The following is a 17,630-nucleotide window of genomic DNA, read 5'->3' as shown; positions in this document are numbered from 1 at the left end:
CCGGATGCCGGCCTCTCCCGGATGCCGGCCTCTCGGGCGAGGTACCTGGCCGCGCGGATCACGAACGCGCGGTTCTGCTGGGCGAGCGCGGGAGCTCCTGGGAACGCCCGGAGCATCTGCGCGGCCGCCTGCCGGTCGACGGCGTAGTTGCTAGCAGGGTGACGGCGTCCTGGTAGAGGCGTAGGGCTTCGCCTTTGCGGCCCGCGCGGGCGAGCGCGAGCATGACCAGCCCGCGCAGGTGCTCGTTGAGCGGATCTTCGGCGAGCCAGTGAGTGGCCGCGTCGACCACTGCTGGGTGCCGAATGAGCTCCAGCAGCGCCTCGGCCAGCTCCTCGCGGGCGTCGAATTGCTCGCCGATCAGCTGCTGCCGGATCGGCGCCATTCCGGTGGTCTGCGGCAGATCCCCCAGAGGAGGCCTGCCCCACAGAGCCAATGCCTGCTGATGCAGCGAAACCGCCTGCACCGGATCATGGTCGCGGATGGTCCGCGCCTTGTCGGTCAGGTCGCGGAATTCCCGCAGATCCAGATAATCGGCATCGTCCAGGCGCAGCCGGTACCCACCGGGCTCGGTCACCAGCCGGTCCCTGGGCACACACCGGCGCGCGTTGTGCACGGCCTGCTGAAGGCTCTGGACCGGGTCAATGGTTCCGGTCGGCTCCCAGAGCCGCTCAACCAGCGATGACGTCGAGACCGTGCTACCGGCCCCGGCGGCGCCGGTCTTGGTGGTAGCGGCCTCGACAGCCAGGATGCACAGCAGCCCGCGGACCTGGTAACGGGAGATCTTCGTCGGTGTCCCCGAATCGTCGGTGACGGCCAGCTGGTGGCCGAGAATCCGCAGCTCCATCAGTCCTCCGTTGCGCACCCACGACTCATTTTGATCTTGCACGGTAGTCCTAGACGTTTCCACGGCAGGCTCGAAGGCGCTGGCCGAATCCGGACATAGACGGCGTTGGTCCAGGCGCGGCCGGGGATCACCCGTTTTGATGAGCGGTTGATGAGCGAGGTCGATCTACGGTCGTCCCGCAATGACGATCGCTATGACCGCCGGTACGCGCGGGCGAGTCAGACGCTAGGTGCGGCCACCGGGTCGATCCTGGAAAGGACGCTGATGCAGGTCCGGGTACTCGACAAGGTGGTCGAGGTGCGCGGCGACGACGGAATGGTCAGGCCGCTGCAGCAGAAGGTGGCGGAAGCGGTGAGCCTGCTCGTAGTGGTCGGTGAGGATCCGGTCCGGCGGCGGCGTGAGCTGGCACGCCGACGGCGGCCGTCGGATTCAACACCTGATTGGCGATGGATTCCCCGCGAGCGGCTGAAGGCGATGCTGTGGGGCGGGGACGACATCGATCAGGACAACTCGCTCAAGGCCCTGATGAGCAAGGTGAAGCGGGTGATGGGCTCGCGGCTCAAGCGTGCGAACAACTGCTACGGCCTCTTCTTCGACGAGTGGACAGACTACGTTGATCTTCAGGTTCTGCCGGCGTTGGTCGACGCAGCCAACAAGGCGCGCTGCGACGACCCGGAGACGGCGGTCCTGCTGTATGAGCATGTGCTGCGGCACTGGAGCGACTCGGCCTTGACCTGCATGCCCACTACTGCCGAGGCAGCCGGCCACGTCGGCGTGCTGCGCGAGGAGCGGCAAGCCATCGTCGAGGCGATGTTGGAAACGCAGCTGGACCTGGGCCGGCATCGCGATGTCGTCGCCAGAACGCCGATGATGATCGCGGCGGATCCGCTGAACGAGCATCTGCGGGGGCTGCGGATGCGCGCCTTGGCGCGGTCGGGGCGTAAAGCCGAGGCGTTGCGGGAGTACGACCAGGCCGAGGTGGTGGTGCGCACCGAGACCGGCACCGAGCCGGGCCCGAATCTGCAGCGCCTTCGCGACCAGATTCACGCCAACGATCCGGCTGTGCTGGAGTGGCATGCTCCCCCGGTGCGTGCCTCCGACGAGAGAGTTCGTCGGGCATTCGCCGATAGCTCCGATCACGCGGTGCTGGCGCGGATGCTGAACTACATGTGGGGCGGCGACGTCAATCTGCCGCCTGACCGCGCAAAGGTCGCGATCGTGCACGCGGCCGCCGCTGAACAAGAGGCCTTGCCGCTGGAGACCGCCGAGTTCTGCCGCCGCGCGGTCCGTGTGGCCGCCAAGGCGGGTCTCGATCAGTTCATCGAGATCGGCACCGGCCTGACCACCCGGGACCCGATCCACCAGGTCGCGCGGCGCGTCGTGCCGGCGGCACGCGTGCTGTATGTCTCGGACGATCCGGCTGTGGCGGCCTACCTGCAGGCGCACGGGATCGGCGGTGAGGACGTGGACATCATCCACGCCGCTATTTGGGAGCCCAAGGCGATCATCGAGGCGGCCGCGGCAACTCTCGACCTCAGCCGGCCGGTAGGAATCTTGATCAGAGAGGTCCTCAACTACGTCGACAGCGAGGACGACCCGTGGGGGGCCATCGAGACGCTGGTCGCTGCGGTGCCCTCCCAAAGCCGCCTGATGCTGTCGGTGGCCACGTCCGAGGGGCTGATGGAGGTCGTCCAGCAGCAGATCCACGCGCAGCGCGTGACTACCCCACAAGGCAAGCCGCTTCGATTCTGGTCACCCGAGGCGATCATGGATATGTTCGTCGGTCTGCCGCTGTCGGAACCGGGCCTGGTCGACGCCAATCAGTGGCGGCCCGAGCGCACGGGTCGCGCCCCGATCGGACCGATGCGGGGGCTCGTCGCGATGGCGATCAAACCGTAGTCCGCCGCTGGATGCTCACCATCGGACGGGCAGCGCGCACAGCCCCCGGATCAGCGATCGGTCGTTCCACGTGAGCTCGTCGGGCTCGACGGCCAGCTGCAGTCCGGGCAGGCGTTCCAGGAGCGTTGCCAACACCACCTCGAACTCGGCGCGTGCCAGGCCAGCGCCCAGGCAGTAGTGCGGGCCGTGTCCAAAGCCCAGATGCAGGTTGTCGCGCCGGCTCAGGTCGACGCTGTCGGCATCAACGAAAGCGTCAGCGTCGAAGTTGGCCGCCGGAGCGCTGATGAACACCACGTCGCCCTTGCGGATCAAACTGCCCTCCAATTCCACGTCGGCGGTGGCCACTCGCGGCAGACCGTCCCCGACGCCAAGCGGAATGGTCCTGAGCAGCTCCTCCACTGCCGCCGGCAGCCGTGACAGGTCCTGGCGTAGGTAGGCCATCTGCTGTGGATGGGTCAGCAGGTAGTACACCTGTGTACCCAACAGGTGGGCGGTGGTCTCAAATCCTCCGACGAGGATGGCGATCACCAGGTTGACCAGCTCGACGTCGGTCAGATCGCTTGTGTCGTCGTGCACCAGCGCCGACAGCAGATCATCGGCAGGGGCGCGGCGGCGCTGGTCGATCAGGCCGGCGAGGTAGGCGCCCATGGCCTGGTGGGCGTGCGCGGCCTGGTCCTCGTCGTAGCTGCTGCTGGAGACAAAGGCGTCACCCCACGTCCGGAACTGGGCACGGTCGTCGGTGGGAACACCAAGCAAGTCACCGATGACCGCCAGCGGCAGCGGCCACAGCACCCACTCGGCCAGATCCGCCGGCGGCCCCTGCACCAGTATCACCTCCAGCAGATGGGTGGCCGTCTGCTGGATCCGGGGACGGAGGTGGTCGACCCGCCGCGGCGTGAAGGCCCGCGAGGCGACCTGCCGAACTCGCGTGTGCCGATCTCCGTCCATGCCCAGCAGCGTGTCTTGCAGCGGCGGAGAGCCGGGTAGTCCCGCGGCCAGCTGACGGGAGAACAGTTCCTGGTGCAGCAGCGCAAAACGAGCGCTGTGGTAGCCGGTCACGACCCAGGCTCGACGCCCTCCTGCAAGTGCCGGAACCTGCGCGACGGGAGCCTGCTCTCGAAGCATCTGGTAAGCCGGGTGCAGGCCGAGACCACGCGGACAGACGAAGGGATAACCGGCCGCAGCGGGATGCACGTCGTTCATGACGAGCACAGTAGGCAGAGGCCGTCATGACCTGGTCACCAACCAGTCACCACCCTCCCGAGCTGACCGTCCGTCGCACAGACACCGACATCGGCGTCGCCTTCTGGCCGACACGACCCATGCCGCTGACCGGCGATGAACCGTCGAAACGGGCACCGCTGCGGCATCCGCCGACGTATCGGCTGGCCGCATCCGGCCACCTGTGTGACGACGCAGTGGTGCGCTGAGCTTGGAGGAGACCGATTGGTGACCCGCTGCACACCAATAGGCGACCGGCGAGGAACTGTCGAGCCAGTGTTTGCGGACCGCCGCAACTTAACCTGATGTAGCCAGTCAGTCCCGTTGTGAAGGGCCCGCCGAGCCGATGACCGAGTGGTTTGACGCTGAGCTGCGCAACTTCAGGACGTCGTGGTTGAGATTTGCCGCTGGTTTTCGGTCTCGCGTAATGCACTGACGTCACCCGCCGTCACCGGGAGACAGGAAGGAGAATCACGTGGGTGAGACTGCACGCCGCCGGTGTCGTCGCTCTCGCTCTCTCGTCACAGCATGGCGGCTCCCTGCAGATCGCCTACGCAGCCAGTGGACCGTCCTTCAGCAGGATCAGGCGGTGTGGCGCAAGTGCCGCACGGTGGTCAATGCCCTGGACATCCCCCAGCCGTGGGATCTGGAGCGATTCGCCGCGCAAATTTCCGGCATCACCGGCCGTCCACTGCGGATAGGGCCGCCGCTGCCCGCCGAGCCCGGCGGCCCCTGCGGCATGCTGGTCCGCACTCTCACCACGGACTGGGTCAACGCCGTCCCCGGCGTCAGCACATGGCACTACCAGACCATCGCGCTGCACGAGATGGGCCACGCCGCGCTAAACCACCACAGCGACCTTGACGTCACCGGGCTCGCCACGCTGACGCGCAATAGCTACGCCACACAGGAGGAGCGGGAGGCCGAACTCTTCGCGACCTTGGTCCAGCAGCGAGTGTGGCGCTCACGGGCACGGCCATGGTCCGCACACATAACCGCCACTCCGGATAGACCTCACAGACAACCCCTTGGCCGCAGGAGTCCCCGCTGAAGCCAACCGCCTTCCACCCCCACGTCATGACGGCGAGCCTTCTCAAATACACGCCACCACTTGGCCCCATACTCTTCTGTCGCGCTGCCTTCGGGATCAGCCTGCGATGGCGGCATGAACCTCTCGCCCGCTGGACGCGCCCGGTAGCCGAGCCCCTCCGCCTAGCCCTTGCCTATCGCCGCCTCGGCCCCTTGTGGCGCGCGTTGCACGACGCCTTCCCCCAGACCCATCTCGACAACCCCAGCCACCGCCCCAGTGTCTTGCTACTGCGCCGGGCCGTGGAAATCCGGGACGGGCAACAACAACTACAGCCCTACCTCAGCTGCGCCGCTATCTGCACCGTGCTCGAAACTGCGACGGTCATGGAGCTGTCCGGCGAGGACCTGGACGCCGCGGTCGAAGCCGCATTGATCTCCGCTGCCCTGGTATGTCGACGGGCGGGTATCTCCCCCAGGGCCAGCGCAGAACCACCCTCGCCCATCGGCGACATCGCGCAGGAGATCGAGTCGCTGGAACGTGTGGCCCGCGCCTTCGTCAGCTCTCCGCTGGTCAAGGCAATGCCGCGGGCGATGGCGCAGCACATCGATCGGTGACCACTGTTCCGGAGCGGTGCGAGGGATGGCCGAGTGGTGTGGAAACAGGATGCGCGGGATGATCAGGTGCGGTAGCACGTCCGCACGGCGTGGCGCAGGATCACCTCCACCTCAGCCAGGCCACCCGGCGTCAAGCTGGACACGAGCCCGGCGGCCTACCACGACTGGTGCCCGAACTCACCGATACCGCTTCGCTGCTGAGGAGGATGGTGCCGGCGGTCGGTGTCCTGTGCCACTGAACCTTGAGCATGTGCCATCGAAAATTGATTGAGTGATGCGGCCTCGGGTCCCTACCAGCCCATGTCCCGAGCCACTTCCTTCTGCGCAGCGGCGATCTCCTCGCTTGTCGAGCCGGCGACATCAGCGTCGACGCCGTACTCCAACCGGGACAGCAAGTCGGCCAGTGCCTGCTTCTGCGCGGGGTGGGTGATGGGGACCGAGTCGAGCTCGGTGCTCATCAGCCAGTCGAACAGGACGATGGCATCGGCACGCCACAACCGCAGGGTCACGGTCGGGAGATCAGATTCCATGGAGCCCATCATGCCTCGTCAGGCGGCTGATGATGCGCCACTCAACTTTCGATGACACAGGACAGTCGGCGACATCTGGTGCCCGTTCTCGTGCTCAGCGACAGAACCACCAAGACCGCACGCGAACCGACGTCAGCTAGAGCCGCTCACCAGCATGTGGCTCCCGCTTTTACCAGCCAAGCTAGTCAGCGGGTGCGCAGCGAGATGGGCCTGCGCGCCGAGGTTCTGGTCAGCGCTGGAGACCTCGAGAAGCTGGTGAGCAAGTGTCCAGCCATGCCCAGCCGGGCACCGGAACCGTGCCATCCGGGTGCCCCAGTAGGTGTTTTCGGGAGGTGAATCCACGCATCCTCCTGCGGTGATCGCCCGGGAGAATGCCGCATCGACGTCGTTCACCCATAGCGTCAACGTGACCGTGGTGCCATCGATGGTCTGTGGTGGCCGCGCGCGGGCCGTTCCGGGCAGGTCCTCGTGCAGGGCGATGACGGTGTCACGAATCGAGGGGATCACGATCTCGGCGTGGTAGACGATGTTCTCCGCGGCATGCACGAGCAGTAGCTCCCGGGCGTCGAAGGCCGCCTGGTAATAGGCGATCGCTTCGTGCACGTCCGGTACGGCCAGGTAGGGCGTCAGGGCGTGGTGGCCGGGTGGTCGCGGGTCGCGGGCGCGGGCCAGTTGTTGGGCCAGTGCTGCGTCGGCGCGGTGGGTGTACAGCGTGTCGCATTCGGCCTCGCGGACGCCGCCGACCACGACCGGGGCGTAGGAGGCCGGGACGACGTTGGAGGTGAGTTCGCGGGCGGGCAGGTCGAGTTGGGGCCAGCCCAGGGCGATGAGCGTGGCGATCGAGGTCCCGTAGTAGATCGCGCCGACGCCGGCGAAGACCGCCGCCGCGGTGCACATCGGGCACGGCTCGGCTGTGGAGGCCAGGGCGTACTGCGCGGCCGGTGTCGAGAGCCGGTTCATTGTCCGCAGGACGCGCATTTCGGCGTGGGCGGTGGGGTCGCCGTTCTCGACGGCGTTGCCGGCCCGGGCCACGATGCTGCCGTCGGTGAGGTCCAGGAGCACCGCGCCGAAGGGTGCTGCGGCCGACCGGGCTGCCGCGATCGCCTCGGTCATGGCGGCTTGCAGGGCCTCCGAGGTCAGCCCGTCGATCAAGGTCAGTCCATCGATCGGTTCGCTGGTGGACGTCATGAGATGGGTTCCTCCTGGTGTCGTGGTGTCGCGGCGGAGCGGCGATGTCCCGGCCGCAGCTGCCCGCGGCCGCGCGCCTGAGGGCGGGCGTCTGCCCCGGGTGCAGCGCGGAGCCGCCCTCGCCTATCGGTGGCATCGAGCAGGAGATCGAGTCGCTGGAACGTGTCGCTCATGCCTTCGCCTGCTCTCTCCTGGCAAAAGCGATGCCTCTGGCGATGGCAGAGCGTGCCAGCCGATGACTGTCAGTTCGGAGCCGACAGCACGAGTCCGCGGCGACAATGATGCGGCGATCGGCAGGGGTGTCCGCGTACGGCGTCCGCGTAGCGAGTGCCGTACCGGGCAGGGCGCTCATCGGTTCTTTATCGCGGTGACGATGACGGCCGCCGGATTGCTGATCCAGGGGTCCCACCATCGCTCCCCGAGGATGCGGATCCCGTCGGCGTTCGGCCTCCAGGGCCGCACGTTCACGTGAGCGAACCCGGCGTGGCGCAGTGCCTGGCGGCAGGTGCTGTCACTCCAGAAGTAGTTGGTGAGGTGGAGCGCGTGGTCCAGGTGGAGGGTGACGGTGTAGGCGTCGCCGTCTGAGAGGGTCGACGGCAGGTGTGGGATGGCGCCGTAGCGGTCATCGAGGGGGCGGGTGGGGTCATAGTGGGGGTTGAGCAGGGTGGCGACGAACCGGCGGCCGGGGCCGAGATGCTCGGCGACCCGGTGGCATAGGCCGTTGAGGTGGTCACGGGTTGGGGCGTGGTTGAGTAGCCAGCCAGCCGTGATGGCATCGAAGGTGCCCAGGTGCGGCATCGTGGCGATGTCGTGGAGCAGGTACTTCAGATCTCCGGCGGTGGCTCCGGTGCTGGCCCGCGCTTGGTGGATCATGTCTTGCGAGGCGTCGACTCCCACGACGGTGGCGCCGTGGTCGGCCAGCACCCGAGACAGGATCCCGGTGCCGCACGCCAGATCGAGCACCGAGGCGCCCTGCAGGTTCCCCAGTGCGTTCAGCAGGGTGGGGATCTCGGCGTACTGACGGATGGGGAGCGTCTCGGTGTGTGGGTAGGCGTCGGCGGTGGCCGCGCTGTAGCCGCCGTGCTGTCCAGGGCCGGGTGTCAGGTTGTGGCCTTGCGACGCGTCGTCGGCCGCCGGTTGCCCGGGTGAAGACGCTGGCGCACCGGTGGTCGGCCGGCGGCCGGTAGATGAGTCTTCGATCTGGTGGGTCATGCTCGACTCTCCGGGGTGGCTGCGGCGCCGGTTGTGCTCGCCTGGCCGGTGATGTCGTCAGCAGGTCGGGTGGTGCTGCTGGTGGGTCGTTTTGCTGTGTGGCTGGGACCCCAGCGGGTGGTCAGGGCGGTGTTGAGGCCGAATTGGTCCAGGACGCGGGCCACGATGTGGTCGATCTGGTGGGAGAGTGCGGTCGGCTTGTTGTAGAAGGTGAGCATTGGCGGCACCACGCAGACGCCCAATTCGCTGAGGGCCGCCAAGTTTTGAAGGTGGATGGCGTTGAGGGGGGTCTCCCGCGGCACGAGCACCAGTGGGCGGCCCGTTTCCTTGAGTGTTACGTCGGCTGCGCGGCAGACGAGGTTGTCGCCGATGCCGTGCCGGACCTTGCCGAGGGTTGCCATGCTGAGGGGCACGATGACCATCCCGTCCACTTGGAAGGATCCACTGGAGATGGAGGCCGCCAGCTGGGTGTTGCGATAGTGGGCGGTGGCCAAAGCGCGCACCTGGGCAACGTTCCAGTCGGTTTCGATGGAGATGCAGTCCTCGGCGGCCGCACTGAGCACCAGGTGGGTTTCGACGTTGAGGGCGGCCAGCACTTCGAGCAGCCGGATCCCCAGGATGGCGCCCGTGGCGCCGGTAATCCCCACCACGAGGCGGCGAGGCCGGCCCGGCGGGCTCTGGGCGAAGCTGGGTGCGGGCGCAGGGGCCGGTCGCCGATTGGTTGCCGACAGAACTGCGGGGTCGAGCCTTCCTGCCGCGTCAGTGTCGGTGGTGGTGGAGCGGTGCGGGCTGTCGGGGAGGTTGCCGTCAGCGCTGGACATGGTCTCTCCTTGGGGCGGTGTGATCGCCAGGTTGAGGGGGCGGGGGTTGCATCAGTCCGAAGGGTTCGCCCGATGGGTCGTACAGCAGAGTGGTGCGGCCGGTGCGCGCGTCGGCGAGCGGATCACCGCGCGGCGGGTCGGGCGGCCGGGCAGCGCCGTGTTCGGTCGCGGTGTGCAGGGCGCGGTTGAGATCTCCGACGCCGAAATAGATCAGCCAGTGTGCGACGTCGCGCGGCGGTGTGGCCGTCTGCGTGGCCACGGTGAGGTCCAGATGCGGCGAGCTGGTCTGCAGCACTCCGGGCCACCCCTGGTGCGCGAAGCTGTGCCAGCGCAGCCCGAGCACGGCGGCATAAAAGCTCGCCGTGCGGTAGGGGTCGGGCGTGATGAGTTCCGCGCGGCACAGGGTGCCCGGTTCGGCGATGCGGTGGCGTCCTGGGACGGGGCCGGCCTGCCACAGCCCGAACACCGCGCCGTGCGGGTCGGCGACGAAGGCGATGCGGCCCGCGTCGCCGACGTCCGAGGGAGCCTGGACGACCGCGCCGCCGTGGTCGACGGCGGTGCGGCACGTGTGGTCCACATCGTCGGCCGCCAGATAGGGCAGCCACCCGGTCGGGACGTCGTGGCGGCGGGTGATGGTGTGGGCCAGGCCCGCGCAGTCGATCCCGTCGCTGGTGGCGATCAGATGCGGACCGACCAGGCCGGGGGTGCTGCCCCAGTCCAGGACGGCGCTGTAGAAGGCGAAGGCGGCGGCGAGGTTCCCGCAGACCAGTTCGGGGTGGACGAGTTCACCTGGTGGGTGGCGGGTCGACATCGTGGGCATGGCGGGCTCCCTGGCTCGCAGGTGCTGGGTGCGGACTCGGTGGCCTGCTCCGGGCAGGTTCGGAGGAAGCCAGGTGGGCGCGGCTCACGGGCGTGCGGGGTTGCGGTAGCCGTCGATCATGGTTCGCAGGTAGTCCCCGACGGTCAGCGCCGGTCCAAAGGGCGGCGGCGGGTGGGGCCGCCCGGGGCCGGGGAGGGGTTCCAAGCGGGTCGCGGGATCGGGATTGAAGAAGAAGACCAGCGATTGGCGCGGGCTGGTCTCGCTGGGGGCTGCGGGGCCGACCCGGTGCCGGGGGGCGGTCCAGCGGCGGCCGGTCCAGCCGGCCAGCATGCTGCCGATGATGACTACCAGGGCGCCGTCGGTGAGCGGCACCGGCCGCCAGCTGCCGTCGTCGGCTTGCACCTCTAGGCCGGGGCCGGTCGCCGACACCAGCGCGATGGTGCCGCGGTCGCGATGCGGCCCGAACCGCGTCCGGGGCGCTGCCGTCTCGTGCGCACCAGTGGGGTAGTTGATGGCGGTGAGCCAGCTGATGTGCCGCTCGGGCCGTCCGGTGAGGAATCCTGGCGGGAGCTCCAACGCCTTTGTCAGCAGGTCACCGACCCGGATCGCGACCGCCTGCAGGCGGGTGTAGTGGGCTGTCAGCGTCTGTTGGAACTCCGGTAGGGGCGGCCACATATTGGGCGGGGTGAATTCACCGGCGGTTTCGCCCGGGTGCGGGTCTCGGCCGATGGTGAAGGTTTCTTTGTGGTCGGCGGCGGAACCGGCGTCAGGGGCGCCTCGGTAGCCCAGGAAGCTTCTTGAGCGGCTGGTCGCCCGCCGGACGGCCGGATCGGCCTCGAACAGGGCGCGTGTGTGCCGGTAGACGGTCTGGGTCGCCTCGGTGGGAATCTGGTGGCCGGTGAGCAGGAACAACCCCGTGCGGCAGGCGCCATCGATGCGGTCGGCTGTCGCCGCCCAGCTGTCGGCCCGGTCGGCCAAGGCGAGGTCGATGGTGGGCACTGGACCGGGTGTGGAGGTCATGTCCCTCACCGCCGGCGGTGCGGGACGGCCAGCGGCACAGCCGGCGAGGGCCTGCGTCGCCGGCTCAGGTGCAGGCGGGTCTCTTCGAACGCCGCGAGATGCTGCGGGGTGCCGGCGACAGTGCGGACGAAGTCGGGGAAGGCGATCTTTCGCAGCGCCGCCAGGTGCTCCAGGCTGCCTGGATAGCAGCACGCGGCTGGAGTGTCTGACGCCAGTACCGCGGTGCAGGCCAGCTCCTCCATGAGGTAAGCGCGGGATCGCTGACCGGCGGCCGGGTCGCTGGCTGCCTGGCGCGCGAGCCAGCTGGCCACGGCCTGATCCAGCGCCGCGGCGAACGCCGCGTTCTGCGTTTGGAGCTGGGTGAGGCGGTCGCGGAACGCCTGGTAGCCAGGCCGCGCCAGCAGCTCGCTCCAGCGGATCACCCGCAGCGGGACCGTGCAGGCGTCCAAAGCGGCGTTGTTGCGGTCCAGCCAGGCGCTGCCGGCCCGGTGCGCCTGGTCCCAGGCGTCTTGCGCCGCCAGGGCGGTGAGGTTGTGGCGCTGGAGCGTGTCGGCCAGCACGATCGTGCATCGCGTGAAGGGTGCGTCAGCGTGGCGGTTGATCCAGTCGATGGTGGCGAGCATCTTCGCTCCCGAGTGGTAGGCCTGGCCGACCGAGATCGGCAGGTGGCAGTGGGAGTGGGCGCGCCAGTGCTCGCCGCGCGCCCGGACCACGTGGGTGGGTGACCTGCGTGGTGGTGGCTGCGCGGCGGGGTGTCTGGGCGTGGAGCAGCCGGCTCCCGTGGTGGCGGCGACGATGGCGCGGGGTGGGCGCATGGGTGGGGCCTTTCGTGGCGAACACGACAGCAGGGCTAGGGCGAAGGGTTGGTGACCTGGTGCGCGGCGGCGCTCAGGGCACCGTCGCGGATGAGGTGGGCGGTGGCGGCGATCTCGGGCGCCAGGTGGCGGTCGGGCCCGGGACCGGGCACGTGCTCGCGCAGCGCGGCGACCACCGCACCGGTCGCTGGGCTGGGACGCAGCGGGGCACGCAGATCCAGCGCGCGGGCGGCGGTGAGCAGCTCGATGGCCAGCACCGTGGTGAGACCGTCGAGGGCGCGCAGCAGCTTGCTGCCGGCGGCCCAGCCCATGGAGACGTGGTCCTCCTGCATCGCCGACGTCGGTATCGAGTCGACCGATGCCGGGGCGGCCAGGCGTTTGAGGTCGGCGACCACGCTGGCCTGGGTGTAGTGGGCGATCATCAGCCCGGAGTCGACGCCGCTGTCGGCCGCCAGGAAAGCAGGGAGCCCGGCCGAGCGGGCGGGGTCCAGCAGCCGGTCGGTGCGGCGCTCGCACATTGAGGCCACGTCGGCTGCCGCGATGGCCAGGAAGTCCAGCACGTAGGCCAGGGGCGCGCCATGGAAGTTGCCGTTGGATTCCAGACGGCCGTCGGGCAGCACGGCAGGGTTGTCGATGACCGACGCCAGTTCCCGCGCCGCGACGCCTCGGGCGTGGTCCACGGTGTCGCCGGCCGCGCCGTGCACCTGGGGCGCGCACCGCAGCGAGTAGGCGTCCTGCACGCCGCGGCCGCGGGCAGCGGCCAGGATCGGCGAGTCGTGCAGCAGCGCCGAGATCCGGGCGGCCGAGTGCGCCTGCCCGCGATGCGGGCGCAGCGCCTGCAGCTCGGCGGCGAAGACCCGGTCGGTGCCCTGCAACGCCTCGACGCTCATCGCGGCGGTGATGTCGGCGACATCCAGCAGGCGGGCGAGGCGGTCGATGGCCAGCACCAGCATGCCGAGCATGCCGTCGGTCCCGTTGATCAGCGCCAGGCCTTCCCCTGCGTCCAGGACCAGCGGCTGCAGCCCGGCCCGCCGCAGCGCGCTCGCCGCATCCGACTCGGTGCCGTCGGCGGCGACCAGGCGGCCCTCACCGGTCAGTGCGAGGGCGACTGCGGCCAGCGGCGCCAGGTCCCCCGAGCAGCCGAGGGAGCCGTATTCCTGGACGATCGGGACCAGGTCGGCGTTGAGCAGCCCGATCAGCGCGTGGGCGATGGCGGGCCGCACCCCGGCCACCCCGGTCGCCAGCGTCCGCGTGCGCAGCAACATCATGGCGCGCACCACCTCGCGTTCCACCCGTGGTCCGGCACCAGCCGCATGGGAGCGCAGGAGCGAGCGTTGCAGCGCCAGCAGCCGGTCGGGCGAGATCACCTGGTCGGCCAGGGCGCCGACGCCGGTGTTGAGGCCATAGGTGGCGATCGGGGAGTCGCGCAGCGCCTCGACGCTGGCGCGGGCCTTGGCCATGGTTTCGGTGGCGGCGGCGGTCAAGCGAACTCGGGCGTTGCCGTTCGCCACGGCGATCACGTCTCGCGTGGTGAGCGGATCACCGCTCACCACGACGGTGCGGCGGGCGGTGGTGAGGGCGGTCGGCACGAGAGCTGCTCCTTGGCTGATCCGTCGATGGGTTTCCTGCCGCCCTGAGTGGGACCTCGTGGCTGGGTGTCCGGGGCTGGGGTTGGGGTGGATTGTCAGGTGTAGAGCGGTGTGAGGATCGGGCTGCGGATGATCACGGCGAAGACGGGTGTGCCGGGGCCGACGTAGGCGCCGGTGAGGTTGTATTCGAGCCACTCCTCGGCGTCCTCTTCGTCTAGGCCGTCGCGCATCAGCACCTGCAGGCAGCGGTTGATGTCGTAGAGGGCGACGACGCGCCGGGCATTGCCGAACCAGCCCGCACAGGTACCGATCAGGGCGTCGTCAAACCCGTCGGCGAGCAGCGCCTCCCCGTCGCTGCACTCGCGCAGGTGCTCGCTGACCTGGGCGAAGGTGGCTTCATCCATGGGCGGCTGAGCATTGGAGGGTTCCGGCGTGGGCACACGGCCTGACCGGCGTGCCGACCTGCGTGGGAGGGCCGCCAGGAGAGCGGACGGGGGGTGGGGGTGCAGGTGCGGTGGGTTCGATGGCGGGAACGGTGCTGGCCTGGGCCCTCGAAATCACGGTGCGGGCCGGGACGCCGCCGCCGTTGGCCCGTCCCGGCACGGTGGCTTGACGGCGGATGGCGGCGCGATGAGCGGGGCGGCGGCTGGCGGCGCGATGAGCGGGGCGGCGGCTGGCGGCGCGGTGAGCGGGCCGGCGGGGGGCGACAGTGGGCGTGGTCGGTTGAGGAGCGTGGCGGGTGGCGCGGGCCATGGTCCCTCCCGGTGGTGCTGGTTCAGGTGGGTTGTCGCGGCGCGGCGCGGCGTCCTGTCACTGGTGAACCGGTGTCGGTGAACAGGTCGCGGCGGGCGGGGATGGTGCCGGGGCGGGCGGTCAGCACGGTGATGCCCCAGGGCAGTGACCGCTCGTGCGCGGGCTGCCACCCGGTGGCGGTGAGCAGGTCCCGGTATTCCGCCCGTGCGGTCCAGGCCGGGGCGGGGTCCGGCGGTGGCGGAAGGGGGCGTTGCAGGACCAGCAGGGTGGCGTCGTCGGGGACGGCCGCGCGTACGGCTCGCAGGATGTGGGTGGATCGGACGGGGTCCCAGTCGTGCAGGATCCGTGACAGCAGGTAGACCTGGGCTAGGCGGGGGATGTCGCCGGGCTCGGCGGGGTCTCCGGGGACCACGCGGCACCGGTCGTCTCTGAAACCGCGTAGCTCAAGGTGCTCCCTGGCGGACTTCAGCACGGCCGGGTCCTCCAGCAGGGTTGCGGTGAGGTGGGGGTTGGCGTCCAGCAGGTGTCCGAGCAGTGCGCCGCCGCCGCCGATGTCGACGATGGTGGTGGCGTCGGTCAGGTCGACGACTGCGGGCAGTACGCGCATGCTGGGTGGGGTCGCGGTGGCGGCGGATTCGAAGAGGGCGCCGGGCCCGGGAGCGTCGCCGGGGTCGTGGTGCGTGTCGGCGCCGGCGAATTCTGCGGCCGGGAAGTGGTCGTCGGAAAAGGCCAACGGGTGTTGGGCGAGCGTGTCGCAAAACAGCTCTCCGTAGGCGGTGGCGTGTTGCCGCAGGGCTTCGGGATCGGCAGCGGCCAGGCGGTGGCCGGTTTGGGTGAGGGCCCAGACGTCGGCGCCGACGGGGTGCAGCACGCCGAGCCACGGGTGTGCCAAGACCGGCAGCATCAGCCGAGACAGCAGTTCGGGGTGGGCGCCGGTGCTGCTGGCCAGTTCGGCCGTGGCCATCGGTCCGCCCCGAAGCATGTCGGGCACGCCAAGCCGAGCCATGGCCTGCAGCACCTGGGCGGCCCAGGTGCCGCTCAACGCCCTCAGCTGCCGGCGGGAACGCGCATCGCCTGGCGCGTCGGCCGGGGCATCGTCGGCCAGGGCGTTGCTGACGACCAAGCCGGTGTGGTGGGTGGTGACGTCCGCGCGGACCGGCATGAGCATCGGTGCGGCCAGGTGGGCGCCGAGGTGGTGCACGATGGTGCGGCTGGCGTCCAGGTGGTTGCGCAGGGCGGGCTGCAGGCGGCTGTCCACAGCGATCGCCACCCGCCGCGGCCACCCGTTCGCGGTCTGCCCGGCGGCCCGCCAGTACAGCTCGGTCCGGCCCCGCAGCCCGTGACCGGGGAACCAGCCGCCGCCGTCGGCGCCGAGCTCGCAACTGGCCAGCGCGCTCCACAACCGCGACAACGTCGTATCGTCGGGGGCGGCCACTCGGAACGCCACATGTGTCTCCCGGTTGCTCGCCCGCTCTGACCGCACGACACGGGCCGGGCACGTGCGTGAGTCGACCACCAGCAATTCCACATAGCGCCCGGGATGGGACGGCAGGTGCACCTTCAGCACCTGCACCTGCACCTGCACCTGGTGGCGGGCCGTGAGGCGGGCGGCGACCGGCTGGGCGGGCGTGGGCCCACTGACCTCATAGCCCTGGCACGGCAGCTCGGCGGCGACGGCGTCGACGTCGGGTGCGGCGATCAGCACGCTGCCGTGGTCCAGGTCGCAGGCCTCGGCGATGACCGCCGCGGCCCGGGTCGCGTTCCTGCCCGGCAGCAGCTCCAAGGCCGCCTCCATCGGACCGTGGTAGCTCAGCCACTCGGCCATGGCGGTCAGCCGGATCTGATCGCACGGATGCAGCGGGGATTTGGAGGCGGCAGCCGATACGTCACGGGCAACAGTCATGATCTGCTCCAACCGAAGGCAGACGGGTCACGGGCGAGCACGGCACTGGCCTGGCCCAGCGGCCGCTGCGGGGCCAGTCGCTGCGCTCGGAGGGCTGGCCGGAACCGGCAGTGCGTGCGTGTCCAGCCTGAGCGTGAGTTGTCGCCCTGCTGTGGCGGGTGCCGCGGGCGCGATCACGGCGGCCAGCGCGGTGCAACAGGCCGCCGTCACAACGGCGCGGACCAGACGTTGCGGTGCTCTAGGAGGCGGTGTCGTACGGGGCACTGCGGGATGGGGTGTGGTGCGCCGCTGTCGCGCCATGGGATCGCTCCTTGGTGGGTGTGGCGGCGTTGGTGTGGTGGCCTTGGTGATGCCGGGGCGGGGTGGTCACAGGGTGAAGTAACTGGCCGAAGCCAGGCCGGTCGCGGCGAGCAGACCGCGCAGGGCGTTGGGAGGAAGGCGCTGTCCCGCGATGGCCCCCAGCCAGCCGCCCACCAGCGTCCCGGCACCGATGAGCAGCGTTGGGGTCCAGGGCACCGCGTCGGTGACGACGAAGACCATGCTGGCGGCCACGCTGACGACCCCACACAAGGTGATCTTGATGGCGTTGACGGTGTGCAGCGAGGCCGCCGATCCCAACGCCGCCGTCAGCGCGCCGGCGTAGACAATGCCCAGTGCGGCGGTTATGGAACCGCCATAGGCGCTGGCGGCCAGGACCGCGGGCACCAGCCATCGCCGCCGCCGCGGCGGCGGCGGCGCGGCCACCGTTGGGGGTGCGAGCAGTGCCGTTGCGGTGACCGCTACCGAATGCTGCGCGAGCGTCGGTTCCGCTGGCCTTGGCGGCTGGCTGGCGCCTGTGGCGCTAGGTGAGGGAACGGCGTGGCCGCACCCAGCGCCGCGGGCCGGTCTGCGGTGCAGGACCGGCTGCACCATCACCAGGATGCTGGCGGCCACCACGCACACCGGGGCGGCGCCGCTCACGGCGTCGGCGGGAACTACCAGCAGCGCCCCCGCGCCCAGCATGGCGCCGACCAGCGCGGCGGCTGTCAGGGTGACCAGCAGCCGGCCATCGGGGGGCAGATAACGGCGGTAGCCGACCGCGCCCGCTATCCCGCCGGGGAGGAGACCGACGTTGACGGCGATCGCGGCGGGCACCGGTCCAAACCCCAGGCCGAGCATCGCGGTCAGCGGCAAGAGTGACCCAGAGCCGACGACCGTGTTGAGAACACCGGCGCCGATACCAGCACTCAGCAGCGTCGTTGCCTGGCCCAGGGTGGTCATACCGCAGTCCCGGGACACGGTACTCCCGGATCTATCATCCAGCCCGCGGGCCTTGGCGGCCAGGCCCAGCCCGCGATGACGCTGAGCCTGAACGCCAGGCGCGTGACCGGC

The 17,630-nt window shown here is 69.9% G+C and carries 15 protein-coding genes and 1 pseudogene; 3 read left to right on the top strand and 13 right to left on the bottom strand.

Features of this window, described 5'->3' with window-relative positions; all coding sequences use genetic code 11:
* Positions 1-157: 157 nt before the first annotated feature.
* Positions 158-844 (bottom strand): annotated as a pseudogene (locus tag ABD333_RS37460) (AfsR/SARP family transcriptional regulator); the annotation flags it as partial.
* A gap of 150 nt (positions 845-994) precedes the next feature.
* Here ABD333_RS37460 and ABD333_RS37455 point away from each other — a divergent pair.
* Complete coding sequence (locus ABD333_RS37455) at positions 995-2,743, top strand: SAM-dependent methyltransferase (RefSeq protein ID WP_344547332.1); 1,749 nt, start codon at positions 995-997, stop codon at positions 2,741-2,743.
* 15 nt (positions 2,744-2,758) lie between these two features.
* Here the strand turns inward: ABD333_RS37455 and ABD333_RS37450 are convergent, their stop codons facing one another.
* Entirely contained in the window at positions 2,759-3,946 is a 1,188-nt protein-coding gene (locus ABD333_RS37450; protein WP_344547331.1) for a cytochrome P450, read from the bottom strand.
* A 607-nt stretch (positions 3,947-4,553) separates the two neighbouring features.
* Here ABD333_RS37450 and ABD333_RS37445 point away from each other — a divergent pair.
* Both ABD333_RS37445 and ABD333_RS37440 read left to right on the top strand, forming a co-directional pair.
* Complete coding sequence (locus tag ABD333_RS37445) at positions 4,554-5,015, top strand: hypothetical protein (RefSeq protein ID WP_344547330.1); 462 nt, start codon at positions 4,554-4,556, stop codon at positions 5,013-5,015.
* Positions 5,016-5,041: 26 nt separating this feature from the next.
* Positions 5,042-5,608, top strand: a complete 567-nt coding sequence (locus ABD333_RS37440; RefSeq protein ID WP_344547329.1) for a DUF6545 domain-containing protein — start codon at positions 5,042-5,044, stop codon at positions 5,606-5,608.
* A 290-nt stretch (positions 5,609-5,898) separates the two neighbouring features.
* Here ABD333_RS37440 and ABD333_RS37435 read toward each other — a convergent pair whose 3' ends face one another.
* From ABD333_RS37435 to ABD333_RS37385, 11 genes are all read right to left on the bottom strand, one after another.
* Entirely contained in the window at positions 5,899-6,138 is a 240-nt protein-coding gene (locus ABD333_RS37435) for a hypothetical protein (RefSeq protein ID WP_344547328.1), read from the bottom strand.
* Between the two features lie 132 nt (positions 6,139-6,270).
* Positions 6,271-7,326, bottom strand: a complete 1,056-nt coding sequence (locus ABD333_RS37430; protein WP_344547327.1) for a VOC family protein — start codon at positions 7,324-7,326, stop codon at positions 6,271-6,273.
* Positions 7,327-7,674: 348 nt separating this feature from the next.
* Positions 7,675-8,538 (bottom strand): class I SAM-dependent methyltransferase, encoded by an 864-nt coding sequence (locus ABD333_RS37425; RefSeq protein ID WP_344547326.1) that lies wholly within the window; start codon positions 8,536-8,538, stop codon positions 7,675-7,677.
* The gene (locus ABD333_RS37420; RefSeq protein WP_344547325.1) at positions 8,535-9,359 is read right to left on the bottom strand and encodes a UbiX family flavin prenyltransferase; all 825 of its coding nucleotides are present in this window, start codon (positions 9,357-9,359) and stop codon (positions 8,535-8,537) included. Before ABD333_RS37420 ends, ABD333_RS37425 begins: the two co-directional genes overlap by 4 nt.
* Entirely contained in the window at positions 9,346-10,179 is an 834-nt protein-coding gene (locus ABD333_RS37415; protein ID WP_344547324.1) for a VOC family protein, read from the bottom strand. The genes ABD333_RS37420 and ABD333_RS37415 overlap by 14 nt, the downstream gene beginning before the upstream one ends.
* Positions 10,180-10,263: 84 nt before the next feature.
* The gene (locus tag ABD333_RS37410; protein ID WP_344547323.1) at positions 10,264-11,199 is read right to left on the bottom strand and encodes a 2-oxoglutarate and iron-dependent oxygenase domain-containing protein; all 936 of its coding nucleotides are present in this window, start codon (positions 11,197-11,199) and stop codon (positions 10,264-10,266) included.
* Positions 11,200-11,204: 5 nt separating this feature from the next.
* On the bottom strand, positions 11,205-12,014 hold the full coding sequence (locus ABD333_RS37405) for a tRNA-dependent cyclodipeptide synthase (RefSeq protein ID WP_344547322.1): 810 nt from the start codon (positions 12,012-12,014) through the stop codon (positions 11,205-11,207).
* Between the two features lie 35 nt (positions 12,015-12,049).
* On the bottom strand, positions 12,050-13,603 hold the full coding sequence (gene hutH, locus ABD333_RS37400) for a histidine ammonia-lyase (protein ID WP_344547321.1): 1,554 nt from the start codon (positions 13,601-13,603) through the stop codon (positions 12,050-12,052).
* 95 nt (positions 13,604-13,698) lie between these two features.
* Positions 13,699-14,007 carry a hypothetical protein gene (locus ABD333_RS37395; protein WP_344547320.1) on the bottom strand — a complete coding sequence of 103 codons (309 nt, stop codon included), beginning with the start codon at positions 14,005-14,007 and terminating at the stop codon, positions 13,699-13,701.
* Positions 14,008-14,378: 371 nt separating this feature from the next.
* Entirely contained in the window at positions 14,379-16,259 is a 1,881-nt protein-coding gene (locus ABD333_RS37390) for a methyltransferase (RefSeq protein WP_344547319.1), read from the bottom strand.
* Positions 16,260-16,625: 366 nt separating this feature from the next.
* Complete coding sequence (locus tag ABD333_RS37385; protein ID WP_344547318.1) at positions 16,626-17,519, bottom strand: sulfite exporter TauE/SafE family protein; 894 nt, start codon at positions 17,517-17,519, stop codon at positions 16,626-16,628.
* Between the last annotated feature and the right edge of the window lie 111 nt (positions 17,520-17,630).

Origin of the sequence: Actinomadura fulvescens, from assembly GCF_039533225.1 — a bacterium.
In the GTDB taxonomy this organism is placed as follows: Bacteria; Actinomycetota; Actinomycetes; order Streptosporangiales; family Streptosporangiaceae; genus Spirillospora; species Spirillospora fulvescens.
The sequence above is the reverse complement of the archived record's forward strand: the minus strand, read 5'-3'. Positions and strand labels throughout refer to the sequence as shown.

Coding starts and splice junctions, on each gene's coding strand:
- ABD333_RS37455 (WP_344547332.1), top strand. CDS start 995: ATGAGCGAGGTCGATCTACGGTCGTCCCGCAATGACGATCGCTATGAC.
- ABD333_RS37450 (WP_344547331.1), bottom strand. CDS start 3,946: ATGAACGACGTGCATCCCGCTGCGGCCGGTTATCCCTTCGTCTGTCCG.
- ABD333_RS37440 (WP_344547329.1), top strand. CDS start 5,042: ATGACGGCGAGCCTTCTCAAATACACGCCACCACTTGGCCCCATACTC.
- ABD333_RS37435 (WP_344547328.1), bottom strand. CDS start 6,138: ATGGAATCTGATCTCCCGACCGTGACCCTGCGGTTGTGGCGTGCCGAT.
- ABD333_RS37430 (WP_344547327.1), bottom strand. CDS start 7,326: ATGACGTCCACCAGCGAACCGATCGATGGACTGACCTTGATCGACGGG.
- ABD333_RS37425 (WP_344547326.1), bottom strand. CDS start 8,538: ATGACCCACCAGATCGAAGACTCATCTACCGGCCGCCGGCCGACCACC.
- ABD333_RS37420 (WP_344547325.1), bottom strand. CDS start 9,359: ATGTCCAGCGCTGACGGCAACCTCCCCGACAGCCCGCACCGCTCCACC.
- ABD333_RS37415 (WP_344547324.1), bottom strand. CDS start 10,179: ATGCCCACGATGTCGACCCGCCACCCACCAGGTGAACTCGTCCACCCC.
- ABD333_RS37410 (WP_344547323.1), bottom strand. CDS start 11,199: ATGACCTCCACACCCGGTCCAGTGCCCACCATCGACCTCGCCTTGGCC.
- ABD333_RS37405 (WP_344547322.1), bottom strand. CDS start 12,014: ATGCGCCCACCCCGCGCCATCGTCGCCGCCACCACGGGAGCCGGCTGC.
- ABD333_RS37395 (WP_344547320.1), bottom strand. CDS start 14,007: ATGGATGAAGCCACCTTCGCCCAGGTCAGCGAGCACCTGCGCGAGTGC.
- ABD333_RS37390 (WP_344547319.1), bottom strand. CDS start 16,259: ATGACTGTTGCCCGTGACGTATCGGCTGCCGCCTCCAAATCCCCGCTG.
- ABD333_RS37385 (WP_344547318.1), bottom strand. CDS start 17,519: ATGACCACCCTGGGCCAGGCAACGACGCTGCTGAGTGCTGGTATCGGC.